General features: G+C 44.1%; 16 protein-coding genes. 14 read left to right on the top strand and 2 right to left on the bottom strand.

All coding sequences use genetic code 11. The features are described 5' to 3' along the window. Positions 1-160: 160 nt before the first annotated feature. The 11 genes from purC (at position 161) to purK (ending at position 13511) form a co-directional block, all read left to right on the top strand. A complete protein-coding gene (gene purC, locus D8862_RS06640; RefSeq protein WP_125449490.1) occupies positions 161-868 on the top strand; it encodes a phosphoribosylaminoimidazolesuccinocarboxamide synthase in 708 nt (235 codons plus the stop codon). A 56-nt stretch (positions 869-924) separates the two neighbouring features. Then, entirely contained in the window at positions 925-4650 is a 3726-nt protein-coding gene (locus tag D8862_RS06635; RefSeq protein WP_125449488.1) for a phosphoribosylformylglycinamidine synthase, read from the top strand. A 12-nt stretch (positions 4651-4662) separates the two neighbouring features. Next, positions 4663-6105 (top strand): amidophosphoribosyltransferase, encoded by a 1443-nt coding sequence (gene purF / locus D8862_RS06630; RefSeq protein WP_125449486.1) that lies wholly within the window; start codon positions 4663-4665, stop codon positions 6103-6105. 38 nt (positions 6106-6143) lie between these two features. Then, the gene (purM, locus tag D8862_RS06625; RefSeq protein WP_125449484.1) at positions 6144-7166 is read left to right on the top strand and encodes a phosphoribosylformylglycinamidine cyclo-ligase; all 1023 of its coding nucleotides are present in this window, start codon (positions 6144-6146) and stop codon (positions 7164-7166) included. Next, positions 7163-7717, top strand: a complete 555-nt coding sequence (gene purN, locus D8862_RS06620; protein ID WP_125449482.1) for a phosphoribosylglycinamide formyltransferase — start codon at positions 7163-7165, stop codon at positions 7715-7717. The genes purM and purN overlap by 4 nt, the downstream gene beginning before the upstream one ends. Continuing rightward, on the top strand, positions 7714-8238 hold the full coding sequence (locus D8862_RS09720) for a PDDEXK family nuclease (RefSeq protein WP_260467911.1): 525 nt from the start codon (positions 7714-7716) through the stop codon (positions 8236-8238). The genes purN and D8862_RS09720 overlap by 4 nt, the downstream gene beginning before the upstream one ends. Next, positions 8222-8809, top strand: coding sequence for a hypothetical protein (locus D8862_RS09715; RefSeq protein ID WP_260467910.1), 588 nt, complete (start codon positions 8222-8224; stop codon positions 8807-8809). Before D8862_RS09720 ends, D8862_RS09715 begins: the two co-directional genes overlap by 17 nt. Next, positions 8802-10349 (top strand): bifunctional phosphoribosylaminoimidazolecarboxamide formyltransferase/IMP cyclohydrolase, encoded by a 1548-nt coding sequence (gene purH, locus D8862_RS06610; RefSeq protein WP_125449480.1) that lies wholly within the window; start codon positions 8802-8804, stop codon positions 10347-10349. Before D8862_RS09715 ends, purH begins: the two co-directional genes overlap by 8 nt. A 121-nt stretch (positions 10350-10470) precedes the next feature. Beyond that, the gene (purD, locus tag D8862_RS06605) at positions 10471-11733 is read left to right on the top strand and encodes a phosphoribosylamine--glycine ligase (RefSeq protein WP_125449478.1); all 1263 of its coding nucleotides are present in this window, start codon (positions 10471-10473) and stop codon (positions 11731-11733) included. Positions 11734-11956: 223 nt separating this feature from the next. Further along, positions 11957-12445, top strand: a complete 489-nt coding sequence (gene purE, locus D8862_RS06600) for a 5-(carboxyamino)imidazole ribonucleotide mutase (protein ID WP_125449476.1) — start codon at positions 11957-11959, stop codon at positions 12443-12445. Then, a complete protein-coding gene (gene purK / locus D8862_RS06595; RefSeq protein WP_125449474.1) occupies positions 12432-13511 on the top strand; it encodes a 5-(carboxyamino)imidazole ribonucleotide synthase in 1080 nt (359 codons plus the stop codon). Before purE ends, purK begins: the two co-directional genes overlap by 14 nt. Positions 13512-13524: 13 nt before the next feature. On the opposite strand, the gene D8862_RS09710 is transcribed toward purK, so the two are convergent. Then, complete coding sequence (locus D8862_RS09710) at positions 13525-13653, bottom strand: hypothetical protein (protein WP_260467909.1); 129 nt, start codon at positions 13651-13653, stop codon at positions 13525-13527. 223 nt (positions 13654-13876) lie between these two features. Between D8862_RS09710 and D8862_RS06590 the strand changes: the two genes are divergently transcribed. The 3 genes from D8862_RS06590 (at position 13877) to purB (ending at position 16602) form a co-directional block, all read left to right on the top strand. Continuing rightward, a complete protein-coding gene (locus D8862_RS06590) occupies positions 13877-14860 on the top strand; it encodes an FRG domain-containing protein (RefSeq protein ID WP_125449471.1) in 984 nt (327 codons plus the stop codon). A 161-nt stretch (positions 14861-15021) separates the two neighbouring features. Continuing rightward, positions 15022-15249 carry a phosphoribosylaminoimidazole carboxylase gene (locus tag D8862_RS06585; protein ID WP_084864746.1) on the top strand — a complete coding sequence of 76 codons (228 nt, stop codon included), beginning with the start codon at positions 15022-15024 and terminating at the stop codon, positions 15247-15249. A gap of 54 nt (positions 15250-15303) precedes the next feature. After that, entirely contained in the window at positions 15304-16602 is a 1299-nt protein-coding gene (gene purB, locus D8862_RS06580; RefSeq protein ID WP_125449469.1) for an adenylosuccinate lyase, read from the top strand. A 53-nt stretch (positions 16603-16655) separates the two neighbouring features. Here purB and strH read toward each other — a convergent pair whose 3' ends face one another. Then, entirely contained in the window at positions 16656-20639 is a 3984-nt protein-coding gene (gene strH / locus D8862_RS06570; protein WP_260467908.1) for an LPXTG-anchored beta-N-acetylhexosaminidase StrH, read from the bottom strand. Positions 20640-20724 lie beyond the last annotated feature (85 nt).

The following is a 20724-nucleotide window of genomic DNA, read 5'->3' as shown; positions in this document are numbered from 1 at the left end:
CTTTAACGCAATATTATACTTTTAAAACTGTAAAATGTTTTGATTTTACAGTTTTTCTTAATGTTGAAAATAGACACCTTCATCTTCGTTCGCAAATTCTTGCTATTTTTCTTGTTTTGTAGTAGAATGAAGTAAAGAAATACGAAAGGCGAACTTTAACATGTCAAAAGAATTGATCTATTCGGGAAAAGCCAAGGATATCTATACAACTGAGGATGAAAATCTTATTATTTCAACTTACAAAGACCAGGCGACTGCTTTCAATGGTGTCAAGAAGGAGCAGATTGCGGGTAAGGGAGTTTTAAATAATCAGATTTCATCTTTTATTTTTGAAAAGTTGAATGCTGCTGGTGTGGCGACTCACTTTGTGGAGAAACTTTCAGATACGGAACAACTCAATAAAAAGGTTGAGATTATTCCTTTGGAAGTCGTGCTTCGCAACTATACAGCTGGTTCCTTTTCAAAACGTTTTGGCGTGGAAGAGGGCATCGCTTTGGAAACTCCGATTGTCGAATTTTACTATAAAAACGATGATTTGGATGATCCCTTTATTAATGACGAGCATGTGAAGTTCCTACAGATTGCAGATGACCAGCAAATCGCCTACTTGAAGGAAGAGACACGTCGTATCAATGAGCTTTTGAAAGCCTGGTTTGCTGAGATTGGCCTCAAATTGATTGACTTTAAACTGGAATTTGGTTTTGACAAGGATGGTAAGATTATCTTGGCAGACGAATTTTCACCAGATAACTGCCGTTTGTGGGATGCGGATGGCAACCACATGGATAAGGATGTTTTCCGTCGTGGTTTGGGAGAACTAACAGATGTTTATGAAGTTGTCTGGGAAAAGTTGCAGGAATTGAAATAACAACCTAAAGGCTGTTTGGGAATATTGCAAGAGCTGAAATAAAGGAATAAGAATTGATGGATAAACGTATTTTTGTTGAAAAAAAGGCTGATTTTCAGGTCAAGTCAGAGAGTTTGGTAAGAGAACTCCAGCACAACTTAGGACTGTCAACTTTGAAAAGTATTCGCATTGTGCAAGTTTATGATGTCTTTGATTTGGCAGAGGATTTGTTTGCATCTGCAGAAAAACATATCTTTTCTGAACAGGTGACAGACCGTGTCTTGGACGAAGCGGCTGTGCAAGCGGATCTTGCTAACTATGCTTTCTTTGCTATCGAAAGCTTGCCCGGTCAGTTTGACCAGCGTGCAGCATCTTCACAGGAAGCCTTGCTCTTGCTAGGTAGCTCAAGTGATGTAACGGTTAATACTGCTCAACTTTACTTGGTCAATAAGGATATCGATGCAACTGAGCTAGAAGCGGTTAAGAACTACCTGCTCAATCCAGTGGATTCTCGTTTCAAGGATATCACGACAGGGATTGTCAAGCAGGAATTTTCAGAGTCAGACAAGACAATTCCTAAATTGACTTTCTTTGAAAGCTATACAGCAGAAGACTTTGCCCGCTACAAGGCTGAGCAAGGGATGGCCATGGAAGTAGATGATTTGCTCTTTATCCAAGACTACTTCAAGTCAATCGGGCGCGTGCCGACGGAAACAGAACTCAAGGTTCTGGACACTTACTGGTCTGACCACTGCCGTCACACGACTTTTGAGACCGAATTGAAGCAGATTGATTTCTCAGCTTCTAAATTCCAAAAGCAATTGCAGGCGACCTATGACAAGTATATTGCCATGCGTGAGGAGTTGGGGCGCTCTGAAAAACCGCAAACCTTGATGGATATGGCGACTATTTTCGGTCGTTATGAGCGTGCTAATGGACGTTTAGACGACATGGAAGTGTCAGACGAAATCAATGCTTGCTCAGTCGAAATCGAAGTGGATGTCAATGGTGTGAAAGAACCATGGCTTCTCATGTTCAAGAATGAAACCCACAATCACCCAACAGAAATTGAACCATTTGGTGGAGCGGCTACTTGTATCGGTGGTGCTATTCGTGATCCATTGTCAGGTCGATCATATGTTTACCAAGCCATGCGTATCTCAGGTGCTGGAGATATTACAGCACCGATTTCAGCGACTCGCGCTGGTAAATTGCCACAACAAGTTATTTCTAAAACAGCTGCTCACGGTTATTCTTCTTACGGGAATCAGATTGGGCTTGCGACAACCTACGTTCGTGAGTACTTCCATCCGGGCTTTGTAGCCAAACGTATGGAGCTAGGTGCAGTTGTCGGTGCGGCATCTAAGGGCAACGTTGTCCGTGAAAAACCGGAAGCGGGGGATGTGATTATTCTCCTTGGTGGCAAGACTGGACGTGATGGTGTCGGTGGTGCGACAGGTTCTTCTAAGGTTCAAACAGTTGAGTCTGTAGAGACTGCTGGATCTGAGGTTCAAAAGGGGAATGCCATCGAAGAACGCAAGATTCAACGCCTCTTCCGTAATGGCGATGTCACTCGTCTCATTAAGAAATCCAACGACTTTGGTGCGGGTGGTGTCTGTGTAGCCATCGGTGAATTGACAGACGGTCTTGAAATCGACCTCAATAAGGTTCCTCTTAAATACCAAGGCTTGAATGGTACCGAAATCGCCATCTCTGAATCACAAGAACGGATGGCAGTTGTGGTGCGTCCTGAAGACGTAGATGCCTTCGTTGCTGAATGTAACAAAGAAAATATTGATGCTGTTGTGGTTGCGACAGTGACTGAAAAACCAAATCTAGTCATGCACTGGAATGGTGAGACAATCGTAGACTTGGAGCGTCGTTTCCTTGATACTAACGGAGTACGTGTCGTTGTCGATGCTAAAGTTGTAGACAAGGATGTCAAACTTCCAGAAGAGCGCAAGACAAGTGCTGAAGCCCTTGAAGCGGATACTCTTGCGGTTCTGTCGGACCTCAACCATGCGAGTCAAAAAGGTTTGCAGACCATCTTTGACTGTTCCGTTGGTCGTTCTACGGTTAATCACCCGCTTGGCGGTCGCTACCAACTGACCCCCACCGAGGCTTCTGTGCAGAAATTGCCAGTTCAACACGGTGTGACTCACACTGCGTCAGTCATGGCCCAAGGATTCCATCCATATGTAGCAGAATGGTCTCCATACCACGGTGCTGCCTATGCAGTAATCGAAGCGACTGCTCGTTTGGTGGCTACTGGTGCCAACTGGTCTAAGGCTCGTTTCTCTTACCAAGAGTATTTTGAGCGGATGGATAAACAAGCAGAGCGTTTTGGTCAGCCAGTAGCAGCTCTCCTAGGTTCTATCGAAGCACAAATCCAACTTGGTTTGCCATCTATCGGTGGGAAGGACTCTATGTCTGGTACCTTTGAGGAATTAACCGTACCACCAACCTTGGTTGCCTTTGGGGTGACGACGGCGGATAGCCGTAAGGTGCTCTCTCCAGAGTTCAAGACTGCTGGTGAAAACATCTACTACATCCCAGGCCAAGCCTTGGCACAAGAGATTGATTTTGACTTGATTAAGCAAAACTTTGCTCAGTTTGAAGCCATTCAAAAAGCTCATAAGGTGACGGCGGCTTCAGCTGTTAAATATGGTGGTGTGCTTGAAAGTTTGGCTCTTGCTACTTTTGGAAATCATATCGGTGCAGAGGTGACCTTGCCTGAACTTAAAACGGCTTTGACAGCTCAATTGGGCGGATTTATCTTCACATCTCCTGAAGAAATCGCTGGAGTGGAGAAAATCGGTCAAACAAGCGCAGACTTTGCTCTCCTTGTCAATGGCGTGAAGCTAGATGGAGACAAACTCGATAATGCTTTCCAAGGGACATTGGAAGCAGTCTATCCTACAGAATTTGCTCAAGCTAAAGAATTGGACGAAGTTCCAGCTGTCGCTTCTAACGCAGTCATCAAAGCCAAAGAAACTATTGAAAAACCTGTGGTTTACATCCCAGTCTTCCCAGGTACCAACTCAGAATATGACTCAGCTAAGGCCTTCGAAAAAGAAGGTGCAGAGGTCAACTTGGTGCCATTCGTGACACTCAATGAAGAAGCCATTGTCAAGTCAGTTGAAACCATGGTTGACAACATCGGCAAGGCTAACATCCTCTTTTTTGCAGGTGGATTCTCAGCTGCGGATGAGCCAGATGGATCAGCTAAGTTTATCGTCAACATCCTGCTCAATGAAAAAGTGCGTGCAGCCATTGACGGCTTCATCGCTCGCGGTGGTTTGATTATTGGCATCTGTAATGGATTCCAGGCTCTGGTTAAATCTGGTCTTCTTCCGTACGGGAACTTCGAAGATGCAAGCAGTACGAGCCCAACCCTCTTCTACAATGATGCCAACCAACACGTGGCTAAGATGGTGGAAACTCGGATTGCCAATACAAACTCACCGTGGTTGGAAGGAGTGCAAGTGGGCGATATCCACGCTATTCCTGTTTCGCACGGTGAAGGGAAATTTGTCGTGACGGCTGAGGAATTTGTGGAACTCCGTGACAATGGTCAGATCTTTAGCCAATACGTGGACTTTGACGGAAAACCAAGCATGGACTCTAAGTACAATCCAAATGGTTCTGTCCATGCCATCGAAGGAATCACTAGTAAGAACGGCCAGATCATCGGTAAAATGGGACACTCAGAACGTTATGAAGACGGTCTCTTCCAAAACATCCCAGGAAATAAAGACCAGCATCTGTTCGCGTCGGCTGTGCGTTATTTCACAGGAAAATAAAAGGTATAAAAAATGACATACGAAGTAAAATCTCTTAATGAAGAATGTGGCGTTTTTGGTATCTGGGGACATCCAGATGCTGCTAAATTGACCTATTTTGGGCTCCACAGTCTTCAGCACCGTGGTCAGGAGGGGGCAGGAATCCTCTCCAATGACCATGGACAATTGAAGCGCCATCGTGATATGGGGCTTTTATCAGAAGTCTTCAGAGAACCTGCTAATTTGGATAAATTGACAGGGACTGGAGCGATTGGACACGTGCGTTATGCGACTGCGGGAGAAGCTTCTGTAGACAATATCCAACCTTTCCTTTTCCGCTTTCATGATATGCAGTTTGGCTTGGCTCATAATGGAAATCTGACCAATGCAGAATCTCTCAAGCAAGAATTAGAACAAAGAGGAGCGATTTTCAGCGCGACTTCGGACTCGGAAATCTTGGCTCACTTGATTCGCCGTAGCCACAATCCAAACTTGATGGGCAAAATCAAGGAAGCGCTTAGTCTTGTCAAAGGTGGTTTCGCTTATCTCTTGCTGTTTGAGGACAAGTTGATTGCTGCCCTTGACCCTAATGGTTTTCGTCCTCTTTCGATCGGAAAAATGGCCAATGGAGCAGTTGTCGTTTCCTCTGAAACTTGTGCCTTTGAAGTAATCGGTGCGGAGTGGATTCGCGATGTGAAACCAGGAGAGATTGTCATAATTGACGACAATGGTATCCAGTATGATAGCTACACAAATGATACTCAGCTCGCGATTTGCTCTATGGAGTATATCTACTTTGCCCGTCCTGACTCTAATATCCATGGTGTCAATGTCCATACAGCTCGCAAGCGTATGGGAGCTCAGTTGGCGCGTGAATTTAAGCATGAGGCAGATATCGTGGTCGGTGTGCCTAATTCCTCACTCAGCGCAGCCATGGGCTTTGCGGAAGAATCTGGTCTGCCAAACGAAATGGGGCTGATCAAAAACCAATACACCCAACGCACCTTTATCCAACCGACTCAAGAGTTGCGGGAGCAAGGTGTGCGGATGAAACTCTCTGCTGTTTCAGGCGTTGTTAAAGGCAAACGCGTCGTCATGATTGATGATTCCATTGTTCGTGGGACAACCTCTCGCCGCATCGTTCAGCTTTTGAAAGAAGCAGGGGCGACTGAGGTTCACGTTGCGATTGGTAGCCCTGCCCTAGCTTATCCATGTTTCTACGGGATTGATATCCAGACGCGTCAGGAGCTGATTGCGGCCAATCATACGGTTGAAGAAACCTGCCAAATCATTGGCGCAGATAGCCTGACCTATCTTTCGATTGATGGCTTGATTAACTCTATCGGGATTGAAACAGATGCACCAAATGGTGGTCTCTGTGTCGCTTACTTTGACGGAGATTACCCAACTCCTCTCTATGATTATGAAGAAGAATATCGTAGAAGCTTAGGGGATAAGACAAGTTTTTACAAATAGGCGGAAGACGATTCTCCATGAAAGGAAAGGAAGAGAAGATGACAAATAAAAATGCTTATGCCCAATCTGGTGTGGATGTTGAAGCGGGTTATGAAGTTGTTGAACGGATCAAAAAGCACGTGGCTCGTACGGAGCGTGCAGGTGTCATGGGGGCTCTTGGTGGCTTTGGTGGCATGTTTGACCTTTCAAAGACAGGTGTCAAAGAGCCTGTCTTGATCTCAGGGACTGACGGTGTCGGAACCAAGCTCATGTTGGCTATCAAGTACGACAAGCATGACACGATTGGGCAGGACTGTGTGGCCATGTGTGTCAATGACATCATCGCTGCAGGTGCGGAGCCTCTTTACTTCCTTGACTACGTCGCGACTGGTAAGAATGAACCAGCTAAACTAGAACAAGTTGTCGCTGGTGTGGCAGAAGGTTGTGTGCAGGCAGGCGCAGCCCTCATCGGTGGAGAAACGGCTGAAATGCCTGGTATGTATGGCGCAGATGACTATGACTTGGCTGGTTTTGCGGTCGGTGTGGCTGAAAAATCTCAAATCATTGACGGTTCAAAGGTGGCAGAAGGTGATGTTCTTCTTGGACTTGCTTCAAGTGGTATTCACTCAAATGGTTACTCACTCGTTCGTCGTGTCTTTGCCGACTACACAGGCGAAGAAGTCTTGCCTGAGTTGGAAGGCAAAAAGCTCAGGGAAGTTCTTCTGGAGCCGACTCGTATCTATGTCAAGGCTGTCTTGCCACTCATCAAGGAAGAGTTGGTCAACGGCATTGCCCACATCACAGGCGGTGGATTTATCGAGAATGTCCCTCGCATGTTTGCAGATGACCTAGCGGCAGAAATCGAAGAAGACAAGGTTCCAGTTCTTCCGATCTTCAAAGCCCTTGAAAAATACGGTCAGATCAAGCACGAGGAAATGTTTGAAATCTTTAATATGGGTGTGGGCCTCATGTTGGCAGTTACCCCTGAAAATGTAGAGCGTGTCAAAGAATTGCTGGATGAACCAGTCTATGAAATTGGTCGCATCGTCACGAAAGAAAACGAAAGTGTCATCATCAAATGAAAAAAATAGCGGTTTTTGCCTCTGGTAATGGCTCAAATTTTCAGGTGATTGCCGAAGAATTTCCGGTGGAGTTTGTCTTTTCAGACCATCGTGATGCCTTTGTGCTCGAGCGTGCAGAAAAGCTTGGTGTTCTATCCTACGCTTTTGAACTCAAGGAGTTTGAGAGCAAGGCAGACTACGAAGCAGCCCTTGTCGAACTTTTGGAAGAGCACCAGATTGACTTGGTTTGTCTAGCAGGCTACATGAAAATCGTTGGGCCAACTTTATTGTCAGCTTATGAAGGTCGTATCATCAACATTCATCCAGCCTACCTGCCAGAATTTCCAGGAGCTCATGGGATTGAGGATGCTTGGAATGCTGGTGTTGCTGAGAGCGGCGTGACCATTCACTGGGTGGACTCGGGTGTGGATACAGGAAAGATTATCCAACAAGTCCGTGTGCCGCGACTAGCAAATGATACCATCGAAAGCTTTGAAGCTCGGATTCATGAAGCGGAGTACAAGTTGTATCCAGAGGTCTTGGATAGTTTGGGAGTGGAGAGGAGATTATGAAAAAATCACAAGCCAAAGGATATTTATTAGAAATTGTACTGGCTAAGTTATTAAAAGTTAACGGATATGATTTAGTAACGAGTACCGATAATGAGGATAATGAGATTGTAGATTTACCAAGGAATGGTCTAAATATCAAGGGGAGAGGTGCTTATCACCAATTTGACTCGTTAGGAACATTTCGTATTACACCCCCATTTACTCATCCTATACGTTTATTTCTAGAGGCTAAATTCTATACAAGTAATAAGGTAGGTATAGATAGAGTTAGAATGGGAATAGGTATTTTACAAGATGTAAATACTAATTATTCTACAGTTACAATGTCAGATAAAGAGTTAAAATTACCTAAATATAATTATAACTATGCTATTTTTTCTACATCAGGATTTACAGGTGATGCTCAAAGATTGGCTCTTGCTCATAAGATTAGGTTAATAGACCTATCGTCTGGTTATTATAGCTGGATTACATTTTTTATAAATCAAATTGTAGATAGATTGTTTGTTTATTTATCATAGTAACAATGGTGATGATATTAGTAGTGATATTTTTAATGATTTTAAAGAAGAGTTTTCTAGTTGGATTAATAATTTAAGAGGTAATCAACTTGATAGATGGATTGGTTTTGAAAATCAACGCTCAGTTGTGAATGAATTTGTAAACCAAATGCAAAATGTTAGAAGTATCTATATAGCGAGTACAAAGAGTTCACAAATCATAGCACTTATACCTGATAATGATGATGAGTTTCGTAATTCTCTACTTAGAAACCCACATCAAGAAGTAACTATCACACGGAATGAAAATGAGAATGATGTATGGATAGTTAGACCAAATGGAAATTATGCTCAATATAGACTTACATTCCAATTACCATCTATTATTCGAGATTATATTTTTAATAATTCAGTAAATCAAGATGAGAGCGCTTATAACGAAAAAAGAACAAGTTTTAGGATGCTATCGTTTATTGCTTATCTTGAGGGGGAAAATCCTACTTTGTGTACACTAAAATTTGATGAAGAAGAAACGAAACGCAGGGTAGATCGCTATAATAGCCAGTTCAGATTGGAGAATAATAATGACTAAACGCGCCTTAATCAGCGTCTCAGACAAAGCGGGCATTGTTGAATTTGCCCAAGAACTCAAAAAACTTGGTTGGGATATCATCTCGACGGGTGGGACCAAGGTTGCCCTTGACAATGCTGGGGTGGACACAATTGCTATCGATGATGTGACTGGTTTTCCAGAAATGATGGACGGTCGTGTCAAGACCCTTCATCCAAATATCCACGGGGGTCTTTTGGCTCGTCGTGACTTGGACAGCCACCTTCAAGCAGCTAAGGACAATAAGATCGAATTGATTGACCTTGTTGTAGTCAATCTCTATCCTTTCAAGGAAACCATTCTCAAACCAGATGTGACGTATGCGGATGCCGTTGAAAACATCGATATCGGTGGGCCATCTATGCTTCGCTCAGCAGCGAAGAACCACGCCAGCGTGACAGTTGTGGTAGATCCTTCTGACTATGCTGTGGTGCTTGATGAATTGGTAGCCAACGGAGAAACCACTTATGAAACGCGTCAACGTTTAGCAGCCAAGGTTTTCCGTCACACAGCAGCTTATGATGCTTTGATTGCGGAATACTTCACAGCTCAAGTGGGTGAAAGCAAGCCTGAAAAGTTGACCTTGACCTATGATCTTAAACAAGCTATGCGTTATGGGGAAAATCCTCAACAGGATGCGGACTTCTATCAAAAAGCTTTGCCAACGGATTACTCAATTGCATCAGCCAAACAGCTTAACGGTAAGGAATTGTCCTTCAACAATATCCGCGATGCGGATGCTGCTATCCGTATTATTCGTGATTTCAAAGACCGTCCGACCGTTGTGGCTCTCAAACACATGAATCCATGTGGAATCGGTCAGGCTAATGATATTGAAACTGCTTGGGACTACGCTTATGAGTCTGATCCAGTGTCTATCTTCGGTGGGATTGTGGTTCTCAACCGTGAGGTGGATGCTGCGACAGCTGAGAAGATGCACGGTGTTTTCCTTGAAATCATCATCGCACCAAGCTATACGGATGAAGCGCTAGCTATTTTGACCAACAAAAAGAAAAACTTGCGTATCCTAGAGTTGCCATTTGATGCCCAAGACGCTAGTGAAGTGGAAGCAGAGTACACAGGTGTGGTTGGTGGACTTCTCGTGCAAAACCAAGACGTGGTCAAAGAAAGCCCAGCTGACTGGCAAGTGGTGACCAAACGTCAGCCAACCGAGACAGAAGCGACTGCTCTTGAATTCGCTTGGAAGGCCATCAAATACGTCAAATCAAATGGTATCATCATCACCAACGACCACATGACACTGGGTGTCGGCCCAGGCCAAACCAACCGTGTGGCTTCTGTTCGTATTGCGATTGACCAAGCCAAAGATCGCCTTGACGGTGCTGTCCTTGCTTCGGATGCCTTCTTCCCATTTGCGGATAATGTGGAAGAAATCGCCAAAGCAGGTATCAAGGCCATCATCCAGCCAGGTGGATCGGTCCGTGACCAAGAATCCATCGAAGCTGCTGACAAATACGGCTTGACTATGGTCTTCACAGGCGTGAGACATTTTAGACATTAAGAAGACAAAAGGGAAGAAAACAGTTTCTTTCCTTTTTTGGCTTAAAATGCTAAGTGAAACAAGATTAAAACGAACGTTTATGATATAATGTTAGTAAATGATTCGCAAAAGAGGTTGGAAAATGAAACTGCTTGTTGTCGGTTCTGGTGGTCGTGAACATGCCATTGCTAAGAAGTTGCTTGAATCAAAAGACGTTGAAAAAGTCTTTGTAGCTCCTGGGAATGACGGGATGACTCTGGATGGTCTGGAATTAGTGAATATCTCTATTTCCGAACATTCTAAATTGATTGACTTTGCAAAAGCCAACGATATTGCTTGGTCCTTTATCGGACCAGATGATGCCCTTGCGGCTGGGATCGTGGATGATTTTAACCAAGCTGGTCTCAAGGCTTTTGGTCCGACTAGGGCTGCAGCTGAGCTGGAGTGGTCCAAGGATTTTGCCAAGGAAATCATGGTCAAATACGGCGTTCCGACAGCAGTCTATGGCACATTCTCAGATTTTGAGGAAGCCAAGGCCTATATCGAAAAGCAGGGTGCGCCTATCGTTGTCAAGGCGGATGGTTTGGCCCTTGGGAAAGGTGTTGTCGTTGCTGAGACAGTCGAGCAAGCGGTCGAAGCCGCTCATGAGATGCTTTTGGACAATAAATTTGGTGACTCAGGTGCGCGTGTGGTTATTGAGGAATTCCTTGAAGGAGAGGAATTTTCACTCTTTGCCTTTGTCAATGGGGACAAGTTCTACATCATGCCAACGGCTCAGGACCATAAACGTGCCTATGATGGCGATAAGGGCCCTAACACGGGCGGTATGGGAGCTTATGCGCCAGTTCCTCACTTACCACAGAGTGTGGTTGACACGGCAGTTGACACGATTATCAAGCCAGTTCTTGAAGGCATGATTAAAGAAGGTCGTCCTTATCTTGGTATTCTTTACGCAGGGCTTATCATGACAGCTGATGGACCTAAGGTTATCGAGTTTAACGCTCGCTTCGGAGATCCTGAAACTCAGATTATCCTACCTCGTTTGACATCTGACTTTGCACAAAATATTACGGATATCCTCGATGGTAAGGAGCCAAACATCATGTGGACAGATAAGGGTGTGACTCTGGGTGTGGTTGTCGCATCCAACGGTTATCCGCTAGACTATGAAAAAGGTGTTGAATTGCCAGCCAAGACAGAAGGCGACATCATCACCTACTATGCAGGGGCTAAGTTTTCGGAAAATAGCAGAGCACTGCTATCAAACGGTGGACGTGTCTATATGCTGGTCACCACAGCAGACACCGTCAAAGAAGCCCAAAACACTATCTATCAAGAACTCGCCCAACAAAAAACAGAAGGTCTCTTTTACCGAACCGATATCGGAAGCAAGGCTATTCGATAAAGATATAAGAAAAGGCGACGCAGTCGCCAAACACGTTAATGGTCGTTTGATTGCGAGCATTAGCGAGCTAGTATAGGATAATCGTCGCAATAGTGGAACTCCTAGTGGCAGAGCTACTAGGAGCGGAAAACTGGAGACTTAGGCTCCAGTTTTAGTAATGGAACGCCATAGGCGGTCGCTTACGTCCGCACTACAATAGACGATTATTAAAAAAGGAGAAGAAATGAAACCAATTATTTCCATCATCATGGGCTCCAAATCCGACTGGGCAACCATGCAAAAAACAGCAGAAGTTCTAGACCGCTTCGGTGTAGCCTACGAAAAGAAAGTTGTCTCTGCCCACCGTACACCAGACCTTATGTTCAAACATGCCGAAGAAGCACGTAGCCGTGGCATCAAAGTTATCATTGCAGGTGCTGGTGGCGCAGCCCATTTGCCAGGCATGGTAGCAGCCAAAACCACTCTGCCTGTTATTGGTGTACCAGTCAAATCACGTGCTCTTAGTGGCGTGGACTCGCTCTACTCTATCGTCCAGATGCCGGGCGGTGTGCCTGTAGCGACCATGGCTATCGGCGAAGCAGGTGCGACCAATGCGGCCCTTTTTGCACTCCGTCTCCTATCAGTAGAGGACCAAGCTATTGCGACAGCTTTGGCAGATTTTGCAGAAGAGCAAGGAAAAATCGCAGAGGAGTCTAGTAATGAGCTCATCTAAAACAATCGGAATTATCGGTGGCGGTCAGCTGGGTCAGATGATGGCCATTTCTGCTATCTACATGGGACACAAGGTCATCGCGCTGGATCCAGCGGCGGATTGCCCAGCCTCTCGTGTGGCGGAGATTATCGTGGCGCCTTATAATGACGTGGATGCTCTGCGGCAGTTGGCGGAGCGTTGCGATGTCCTGACTTATGAGTTTGAAAATGTCGATGCCGACGGTTTGGATGCCGTTATCAAGGAAGGTCAGCTCCCTCAAGGGACAGACCTACTCCGCATTTCCCAAAATCGTATCTTTGAAAAGGACTTTTTGTCAAACAAGGCACAAGTCACTGTGGCACCTTACAAGGTCGTGACTTCTAGCCAAGACTTAGCAGATATCGACCTGTCGAAAGACCATGTCCTCAAGACTGCGACCGGTGGCTATGATGGGCATGGACAAAAGGTCATTCGTTCAGAAGCAGATTTGGAAGAAGCCTATACACTAGCAGATTCAGCAGACTGTGTCTTGGAAGAGTTCGTTAATTTCGACCTTGAAATCTCTGTTATCGTGTCTGGAAATGGCAAGGATGTGACGGTTTTCCCAGTTCAGGAAAATATCCACCGTAACAACATCCTGTCTAAGACCATTGTCCCAGCTCGCATTTCAGAAAGTCTAGCTGAAAAAGCTAAAGCTATGGCGGTGCGAATTGCAGAACAACTGAACCTGTCTGGCACCCTTTGTGTGGAAATGTTTGCGACAGCTGACGACATTATCGTCAACGAAATTGCCCCACGTCCACACAACTCTGGCCATTACTCAATCGAAGCCTGTGACTTCTCCCAGTTTGACACCCATATTTTGGGTGTTCTCGGAGCACCATTGCCAGCCATCAAATTGCATGCTCCAGCCGTCATGCTCAATATCCTCGGCCAACACGTAGAGACTGCTGAAAAATATGTGACAGAAAATCCAAGCGTCCACCTCCACATGTATGGTAAAATAGAAGCGAAGCACAACCGCAAGATGGGACATGTGACTTTGTTTAGTGATGCGCCGGATAGTGTAGTTGAGTTTGGTGAGTAAGACAGGACCCTAATTACAATGTCCGTTGTCTTACCCCTGCAAGGTTGACTAGCTTTGTCATAGCTGATAAAGTCAGCAAGAGAAGCCAGTCAACTGCTGCTGAAAGGGATTGATTTTTAGGTGATTGGAAATATAATAACAAAATGTTTATCGAAATTTAAAAGTGAGGAAACAATGGTAACGATAGGGAAGCCCATAAATTCTCTAGAAGAATATACAGTATTTATTAATGAAATTTCAACAAAAACTCAAGATGGACCAAAAAAGACTATATTTTTTAGGGGAGAAAGCGGATGTTATCCCAAAAGACTACCGGGAATTTTTAGATCTGCGAAAAAAATAACGAGCTAGAGCCAGAGAAACCAATGTTTAAGATATTGGTAGAGGATGGGACTAAGGATTATTATTTTGAAATTTTTCAGGAATTAGGATGGCCTATAACTTCTTTTGGAACTAAATTATTTGAATGGATTGTTGAAGTTCAACATTATGGAGCAGTTACAAGTATTCTAGATATTAGTATGAATGCACTAGTCGGTCTATTTTTTGCTTGTAGCGGGAATCAGGAAAGTGATGGTAAATTATATGTATATACACCATTAACTGATAATGAAAAACAATATTTTGGACATACGATATCTATAATGACGGCATTGAATTTTATTCCTCGTTCTCAAATAGATGGTTTTATAGAGTTCCTGAGGGCCCTAATGTCGGAATTCCCTGAAGAAGAAAGGTCTAGATTTTTCTCACGGAGTTTTACCATTGCTGATATTGTCCACAAATTAACAGAGGAGTTTAATAATAAGACTTTATCAGCTAACATTGAAGAGTTTGGAGAAGATGTGTTTAAAATACCATTTAAGGCTCTTAATATAAAAAATATGGAAGGAGTTGAAACAATAACTGTTTCGGAAGACGAAGCAAAAAATCAAATAGTAAAATTATTAGAGCCATTTTTACAAGATGATCCTTATTTAAGTTATTTAGGAGAACAAGGAAAACAGAATTTAAATATTGAACATTATCAAAAATATCTTTTATCCAATATANAGATATTGCTCGCACCATTTTTGGAGCAACTAAATCAGAACTCGGGTCGAAATGAAATTTTAAAGTTCCCAGTTGCAATTTTTGAAGACATTCAGAAAAGCTATATTGTAAAGCCTGCAAAGATAAATGAGAGAATAAAACATCAAAGTGGTGCATTTATTATTCCAGGGTATATTTCTTCTAGAGGGATAAGTTTTGAGATTATGCAGGAAAAAATAGATGAATCAATACAACAATCAATTAGGTTAGAGTATGAATTGGTAATTCCAAAAGAAAAAAAAACAAGAAATTCTTGAACAATTAAGAATATTTGGAATTGATGAGGGATTTATTTATCCAGATATTGAACATATATATAGAGCTATTTCTGATAAATATAAAATATAAATACTAGAAAGGAACAAGGACTCACGTATTCACCAAAACTGAATACGGGCTACGGACTTGATCAATTCTTATGATTCAACTCATTGTCAACGCATTTGTCGAAAAAGAGAAGACTGGAGCAGTCGTCGAAGTCTTGTATGCTAGTAGCGATCACGAAAAGGTGAAAGCCAAGTATGAAGAGCTAGTTACACAATTTCCTGAAAACTATTTAGCTATCTATGATGTCCCGCTGGATACGGATTTGAATACACTAGATCACTATCCATCAGTGTGGATTGGAAAAGAAGAATTTGAATAAAGTGATTGCCGGTTGCTAACTGATGTGAAACATCAAAAGAAAGGAAAATTAAACATGATCAACCGTTACTCTCGCCCTGAGATGGCGAACATTTGGAGTGAAGAAAATAAATACCGTGCTTGGCTTGAGGTGGAAATCTTGGCTGACGAGGCATGGGCTGAGTTGGGAGAAATCCCTAAGAAAGATGTGGTTTTGATTCGCGAAAAAGCGGACTTTGACATCGACCGTATTTTGGAGATTGAGCAGGAGACGCGCCACGATGTGGTGGCTTTCACACGTGCAGTTTCTGAGACTCTTGGTGAGGAGCGCAAGTGGGTTCACTATGGTTTGACTTCTACCGACGTGGTGGATACGGCCTACGGTTACCTCTACAAGCAGGCCAACGACATCATCCGTCGTGACCTTGAAAACTTCACCAACATCATCGCTGACAAGGCTAAGGAGCACAAGTTTACCATCATGATGGGTCGTACTCACGGGGTGCACGCTGAGCCGACAACTTTTGGTCTTAAATTGGCGACTTGGTACAGCGAAATGAAGCGCAATATCGAGCGTTTCGAGCATGCGGCTGCTGGTGTGGAAGCTGGTAAGATCTCTGGTGCGGTTGGTAACTTTGCCAACATTCCACCATTTGTAGAGCAATATGTCTGCGACAAGTTGGGTATCCGTGCTCAAGAAATCTCTACACAGGTCCTTCCTCGTGACCTTCACGCTGAGTACTTTGCAGTTCTTGCTAGTATCGCGACTTCAATCGAGCGTATGGCGACTGAGATCCGTGGTTTGCAAAAGTCTGAGCAACGTGAAGTGGAAGAGTTCTTTGCTAAAGGGCAAAAAGGTTCATCTGCTATGCCTCACAAACGCAATCCTATCGGTTCTGAAAACATGACAGGTCTGGCGCGTGTTATCCGTGGTCACATGGTGACAGCTTATGAGAATGTCGCTCTCTGGCACGAGCGTGATATTTCCCACTCATCAGCTGAGCGTATCATCACACCAGATACGACCATTTTGATTGACTACATGCTCAACCGTTTTGGAAATATCGTCAAGAACTTGACAGTCTTCCCTGAAAACATGATCCGCAACATGAACTCAACTTTTGGTCTAATCTTTAGCCAACGTGCCATGTTGACCTTGATTGAGAAAGGCATGACGCGTGAGCAAGCCTATGACTTGGTGCAACCAAAAACAGCCTACTCTTGGGACAATCAAGTAGACTTCAAACCGCTTCTCGAAGCAGATCCAGAAGTGACATCACGCCTCACACAAGAGGAAATTGACGAAATCTTCAACCCTGCATACTACACCAAACGAGTAGATGATATCTTTGAACGTATCGGACTCGGTGACTAAGCATACAAAAAGCGAGATTCAATCTCGCTTTTTTGTATTCTTGTCGAAGGGATTTAGTCTTCTTTTCTCTTAGTCAGTCCGTAGGCTGCTAGTGTAGCCATGAGCCCTGCTACGACCAATCCAACAGAATCTTGACTTCCTGTTGCAGGGAGTTGTTTTTCTTCTGCTTTGCTAGTAGTTGCTTCAGCTTGCTCAGCTTTCTCAACGGCAGTTCCGACTTCGACCACCTGAGCGACCGCTTCCTGTGATACCGCACTATTGACAAGGGTTCTTTCTTCCTTGCCGTCAGCAGTAGTGCTGACAGAGTAGAAAATCGTACGACGACCATTTACACCAGCAACGACTACTTGACTTTGTCCTTTTGGTAATTGCGGATTTTCACGTGTTACGGTAGTGAACGGAATCTCTTCCTCTTGGATGTCTAGTCTCGGTTTTGTTTCTGCGGTTGGAGCAAGACCGTGTTCGTCCCCTACATGGGTTACAAGGGTTCCGACTTCAATAACTTGGGTCACTGCTTCTTGGGTCACAAGGCTATCTACAAGAGTTTTCACTTCCTTACCGTCAGCAGTAGTGCTCACAGAGTAGTAATGGCTGCGACGACCGTTAGCACCTTTAGTAACGACTTGAGTCTTCCCTTTGAGAAAGAGTGGATTTTCACGTGTCACGGTAGTGAATGGAATCTCTTCTTCTTGGATATCTAGTCTTGGTTTCGCTTCGGCAGCTGGAGCAAGACCACTTTCATCCCCTTTGTGAGTAATAGGGGCACCGATTTCAACCACTTGGGTCACAGGTTCTTTGGTTACTTGGCTATCTAGAACGGTTTCTGTTTGTTTACCATTTTCAGTAAGGACAGAGATGTAATGAGTGCGTTCACCATCTACACCTGGTGTGATGATCTTTTCCTGACCGGCTGGGAGATTCGGATTTTCCTTCTTGATAACTTCAAATGGAATCTTTTCTGCTCTTGTGATGAGTTCCGGTTTGGTTTCAACGTTGGCAGCTAGTTCATTTTCATCGAGGCTTCCTGAGTGAGTTGCCGCTGGTTTGAGGCCTAGGCGGGCTGCTTTGAGCTTGGCTACGAGAGCGTCTAACTCGGCTTGTTTGTTACGGTTGAGGTTGTAGTTGAGAGCTTCTTTAGCTGCATTTAGGGCCTCCAAGCTTTCCTTGCTGTATCCATCCAAGTTTGCAGGGATTTGAGCAAGCTCCTCACGGAGAGCATTGTAGTCAGCGCGGAAGTAGTCTTTGTTGTGATCAGCGAAGGCAGTCATGAGTTCAAAGATTTCTTCTTCCTTGTACTCGGCACTTGGTCTATCTGCCCAGATAGCAAGCATACTACCAATAGTAGGAAGGTCAACTTCAGGGTATTTAGTTGATGCTAGTTGATTAAATGGAGTTTTCTCAGTATTTTCGAGAGCTTTTTTGAGGAAGCCACCCCCATCTTCTGGTTTTTGACCGAGAATGTAGTACCAGTCTCCGTTAGTATTAAGGAATTTATAGCCTTTACTTGCAAGGTACTGAGGAGATGCAAGGTTGTAGCCCCACCATCCTTTAGACCAGTAAGAGATGATGACATCCTTGTCAAACTCAACATCATCCTTATCCTCGTAGTAGAAACCATCGTTGAAGGCCATTGGTTGAAGGCCTCTTTCTTTGGCCATGGCAGCAAGAGTGTTAGCATATTCAGCAAACTTGCCATAGAGTCCATACCATTTGAGGTAGTACCAGCCTTGGGCGTTGGTAGCATCATTGGCATATTCGTCTGTACCGTAGTTGAAGATCTTAGTCTTGCCTGCAAAGAAGTCCATGTACTTGCCGATGAGGGCTTTGACAAAGTTCATCGCCTCTTCGTTTTCGAGGTCCATGGTTGTTTTGGAGACTTTATCAAAATTAGCTTGAGGGTTTGCGATACCTAATTTTTCCATAGCGACGAGCATGGCATCCATGTGACCTGGGCTGTTGATCGCTGGAATTAGTCCAATACCTTTTGATTTTGCGTACTCGATCAATTCAGTGACTTCAGCTTGACTAAGAGTGGTTCCGTTTGGATCATCGTAGTAAGCTTTTGTTCCTTCAATGATGGCATTTTTGACATCGTCACTTGCATAAGTTTTTCCGTTAGCAGTGATAGTCATGTCATCAAGTAGGAAGCGAAGTCCATCATTTCCTAGGAGGAGATGCACATCAGAATATCCAAGTTCGCTAGCTTTATCAATGATACGTTTGAGTTGCTCAGCTGAGAAGTACTTACGTCCAGCGTCGATTGAGATCACCTTGTTCTTGGCAAGTTTTTCAACTTCGCGTTTCGCGTCTTCTTCTTTTTGAGCTTCTGGGGTGAAGGTCAAGTTGCTAACAGCTTCTTGGAGTTTCGCGATTGCTTGGTCAATCGTGTCCTGTTGGGCACGACTGAGGTTGCTATCGAGTGAGCGAATGGCTTTTTCAGCTTCTTTGACAGCTGCGACACTTTCTGCAGTATAGCGGTTAAGGTCTGTTGGAACTTCTTTAAGGGCTTGCTCAGCAGACTCATAGTCGGCAGCAAAGTACTCAGCATTTGCATTTGCGAAGCTACGCATGAGTTTGAAGAGACGTGATGGAGAATAACGTTGAGCTGGGTCATCGGCCCAAGCAGCTACCATACCACCGATGAATGGGATATCTGCTCCTTCAGATTTTGGTACAGAAGTGATTGGAGTGTTCTTGATTCCATTGAGTCCTTGGTCCAGGTTGTACCAGCCTTGGCCGTCGGCATTTCGTCCGAGAACATAGTACCAAGCATCGTTGGTATTAAGAATTTGGTGACCTTTTTCAATTAGAAGTTTAGAAGAAGCGACGTCGTATCCGCCCCATCCACCAGTCCACATAGAAACGATGATGTCTTTGTCAAAGGTACCAAAGCTAGTATCACTATTGTAGTAGATACCGTCGTTGAAGGCCATTGGTTTGAGGCCGTGAGATTTGACGATACGAGCAAGGTCATTGGCGTAGGCGATAAATTTCTCATATCCTCCTACAGGGTAGCCTTCATTGGGATAGTATTTATCAGCCTGAAGAACGCTCCATCCCTTGGCGTTTGTAGCATCGTTGGCATACTCGTCGAGTCCGATGTTAAAGATGTCAGATTTGCCAGCGAAGTAAGCAGCATACTTGTCAATCAGAGCTTTGGTAAATGCAACAGCCTCCTTGTTATCAAGGTCAACGGTACGAGCAGATTCCTTATCAAAGTAGGTAAAGTTTGGCTTCTCAATACCAAGTTCTTTCATAGCATGCAAAATCGCATCCATGTGGCCAGGGCTGTTGACTGTTGGGATCAGTCCGATACCTTTATCTTTGGCATAGTTAATCAAGTCCGTCATTTGGCTCTCTGTTAAGTGGTTGCCGTTTGGATCCTTGTAGTAGGCATCTGTTCCTTTTTCGAGTGCACGTTTGACATCATCACTGGCATAGGTTTTGCCATTGGCCTTGATCGTCATGTCATCCAGCATGAAACGCATGCCATCATTTCCAACTAGTAAATGAAGGTCAGTATAACCATAATGTTTGGCTTTGTCAATGATTTCTTTGAGTTGCTCAGGTGAGAAGTACTTGCGTCCAGCATCGATTGAGATCATTTTTCTTTTAGCCAGTTTTTCATTTACCTGAGCTGCTCGTTCAGTTCTAGGAGCAACTGCAGCAGGCGTTGCTGGTTCATTTTTCTTTTCTTCGTCAATTTTTACTGGTTCTGATTGTTCTTTTGAAACAGGAGTAACTTTTTCAGCGACTGGAGTCTCGTCAGTTTTCTCTGCAACTACTGGGGATTCAGTTTTTTCGACTGTTGAAGCGAGTGTAGTTGAAGCCTCTTTCTCCTCCGTGCTTTTTACCTCAACTGTTTCTTCAAGCTTGCTTTCAACTGCTGTCTCAGCTGTCTGTGGCTCTCCTTGAGCGGTTTGAGCTACGCTGTCGGCAGACACGACTTGGGTACCGAAAGTAAATCCTATGAGCACAGAAGCTGCTCCAATCGCGTACTTACGAATGGAGAAGCGCTGTTTCTTTTCTAGTTTCATGATAAAACCTCCCTGTTATTATATTGTATGATAGCGTTTACACAAAACTGTTTTTATTTTATTATCTAAGATATAAAAAGTCAAG

The organism is Streptococcus oralis (genome assembly GCF_003942585.1).
Lineage (GTDB): Bacteria > Bacillota > Bacilli > Lactobacillales > Streptococcaceae > Streptococcus > Streptococcus oralis_BE.
This window is presented reverse-complemented; position numbering and strand designations above follow the sequence as displayed.

Coding starts and splice junctions, on each gene's coding strand:
- purF (WP_125449486.1), top strand. CDS start 4,663: ATGACATACGAAGTAAAATCTCTTAATGAAGAATGTGGCGTTTTTGGT.
- strH (WP_260467908.1), bottom strand. CDS start 20,639: ATGAAACTAGAAAAGAAACAGCGCTTCTCCATTCGTAAGTACGCGATT.
- purC (WP_125449490.1), top strand. CDS start 161: ATGTCAAAAGAATTGATCTATTCGGGAAAAGCCAAGGATATCTATACA.
- purM (WP_125449484.1), top strand. CDS start 6,144: ATGACAAATAAAAATGCTTATGCCCAATCTGGTGTGGATGTTGAAGCG.
- D8862_RS06635 (WP_125449488.1), top strand. CDS start 925: ATGGATAAACGTATTTTTGTTGAAAAAAAGGCTGATTTTCAGGTCAAG.
- purK (WP_125449474.1), top strand. CDS start 12,432: ATGAGCTCATCTAAAACAATCGGAATTATCGGTGGCGGTCAGCTGGGT.
- purD (WP_125449478.1), top strand. CDS start 10,471: ATGAAACTGCTTGTTGTCGGTTCTGGTGGTCGTGAACATGCCATTGCT.
- purN (WP_125449482.1), top strand. CDS start 7,163: ATGAAAAAAATAGCGGTTTTTGCCTCTGGTAATGGCTCAAATTTTCAG.
- purH (WP_125449480.1), top strand. CDS start 8,802: ATGACTAAACGCGCCTTAATCAGCGTCTCAGACAAAGCGGGCATTGTT.
- purB (WP_125449469.1), top strand. CDS start 15,304: ATGATCAACCGTTACTCTCGCCCTGAGATGGCGAACATTTGGAGTGAA.
- purE (WP_125449476.1), top strand. CDS start 11,957: ATGAAACCAATTATTTCCATCATCATGGGCTCCAAATCCGACTGGGCA.
- D8862_RS06585 (WP_084864746.1), top strand. CDS start 15,022: ATGATTCAACTCATTGTCAACGCATTTGTCGAAAAAGAGAAGACTGGA.
- D8862_RS09720 (WP_260467911.1), top strand. CDS start 7,714: ATGAAAAAATCACAAGCCAAAGGATATTTATTAGAAATTGTACTGGCT.